The sequence below is a fragment of the Frankia umida genome (genome assembly GCF_023242945.1).
Classification (GTDB): domain Bacteria; phylum Actinomycetota; class Actinomycetes; order Frankiales; family Frankiaceae; genus Frankia; species Frankia umida.
In genome coordinates, this window is record NZ_JALKFT010000089.1 from 1 (window position 1) to 1,586 (window position 1,586).

Annotated in this window: 1 protein-coding gene; it reads right to left on the reverse strand. The window is 70.1% G+C overall.

Annotated features, from left to right (window positions below; all coding sequences use genetic code 11):
- Positions 1-31: 31 nt before the first annotated feature.
- On the reverse strand, positions 32-1,465 hold the full coding sequence (tnpC, locus tag MXD59_RS25890) for an IS66 family transposase (RefSeq protein ID WP_248827181.1): 1,434 nt from the start codon (positions 1,463-1,465) through the stop codon (positions 32-34).
- Positions 1,466-1,586: the final 121 nt, after the last annotated feature.

Genomic DNA, 1,586 nt, shown 5'->3' on the forward strand with positions numbered 1-1,586 from the left:
GTAACTGGTCAGGTATCGCTTTGATCTTCGGTTAGGTGGTTGCGGGCATCCAGGGACGACCCTCGGCGAGTTGGACGAGGGCGGGGAACAGGGGGATGCCGTGTTTGGTGGCGGTGGACAGGTAGCTTCGGATTGCGCAGAACTGGCGGGCGCCGGTGAGGGTGCGTAGGCACCCGGATACTTTCTGCCGCAGTTTGATCATGCGGATGTCGCGTTCGCAGCCATTGTTATCCGCGGGGACCCGCGGGTCGTGGGTGAACCGCAGGTAGTCGGTTTCGCGGTCGATGAGCCGGCAAGCCAACGCGTGGCGGGCCGCCATGAGCTTCGTGCCCCGGGGCGAGGTTCGGCTGATCCCGATGTGGGCGGCGTGGCGCAGGGCCCGGGTGTGGGCCACGAGGTCGGCCGCGTCGATCGGCGTGCCGGTCGTCGCGGCGTCGACGGCGAGACGGTGCAGCGCGACGAGGGCGTCGGCGGCCTGGGTGGCCCAGCACCAGGCACCGGCCGGGGCAGAGTCACTCACGGCCTGCAGCTCACGCAGCACGTGGGCGACACACAGCTGATGGGTGGCGTCGGTGTAGGTGTCATACGGCGCCCAGGCGTCGTGGACCACGACCCCACCGAAGCCAGTCAGCACCCCCAAGGCGTCGATCCCCGCGGTCCCGCGCTTCGGATGGCAGTCGATCAACGTGTACTTCCCGGTGCGGGCGCAGTGCACCCAGTGCAGCCTGCCGGCGACACGGAGCCCGGTCTCGTCCGCGCCGACCACCTCGGCGCCGGCGAGCAGGTCACGGACAGCGGTCAGGAAACCGGTCAGGTCGGTGGCGGCGCGGGCGGTCATCGTCGCGACGGTGCCCGCGGACAGGGGGATCCCGACCAGCTCCGCGAGTGCGGTCGCGGTCCGGTCCTTGGACAGGAACTGGCCCGCGTACAGGTAGACCGCCGCCGCACTCACCCGCGGCCCGTACTGCACCGGGGCCTCGACCCCGGCAGGTGCGGTCGCCTTCGTCCGTGTCCCGCAGCCGCATTCCCGCTCGACGAGCTGATGTTCAGTCACCTGCGGACGGAGTTCGGGCAGGTCGAACACCTGCCGGCGTTCGGTCCGGGTCACCGGCCGGCCCGCCAGCGACGTCCCGCACCCGCCACACGGACCCGGCTCGTGCGCCACGCGCACGTCAGGATCGGCGACCATCCGCAGCGTCGATCCGGGATGGCCGTTCTGCCCACCAGGGCGCCGACCCGTCTTCGTCCGCAGCGACTTCGGGGCCGGCTTGACCAGCCCGTCCGGGCTCGGTGGCTTCGACGAGTTCCGCGACGTCTTCGCGACCTGGGCCTCCAGCTCGGCGATCCGCGCCCGGGCCTGTTCCAACTCGGCCCGCAACTGCGCGATCAGCGCCGCCTGCTCCACCACCAGCGCCGCGAGCTCGTCATACGACGGCACCGACGGCGCGGACGGATCACCGGACATACGCGGACCCTACGGTCCGATCAACCACACCACGCCAACGCGCCCAGGCCACCAGGTCACCAGAAAACCCCAGCACGCCGTGAGACCAAAAACAAACGATCTACGAGACCTGACCAGTTAC